Origin of the sequence: Parendozoicomonas verongulae (assembly GCF_009711465.1) — a bacterium.
GTDB classification, from domain to species: domain Bacteria; phylum Pseudomonadota; class Gammaproteobacteria; order Pseudomonadales; family Endozoicomonadaceae; genus Sansalvadorimonas; species Sansalvadorimonas verongulae.
Genome location: NZ_SMME01000031.1, coordinates 1 through 212 on the forward strand (window position 1 = coordinate 1; position 212 = coordinate 212).

Annotated in this window: 1 protein-coding gene; it reads left to right on the forward strand. The window is 42.5% G+C overall.

What is annotated here, in order from left to right:
- Positions 1-10 precede the first annotated feature (10 nt).
- Positions 11-212: hypothetical protein (locus tag E1189_RS24080; RefSeq protein WP_230459770.1), on the forward strand; the 202-nt coding region annotated here is incomplete at its 3' end.

Consider the following 212-nt stretch of genomic DNA (forward strand, 5'->3'; position numbering starts at 1 on the left):
AAGGATAGGAATGGTCTTCAGGCTGAACTTGGTTGTCACCAGTCTCTTCATAGCGATCGGGCTGTCTTCATATGGTGCCTTTGCAGTAAAAGTCAAAAGTCAACCAATCCGCTCTATTCAATCACAACCACTTGATGTTATTTCTACAGGCGACATTACTTTACAAACTACAGACAGCACAGATATTCATCCCCATAAAACAACATCCTGCG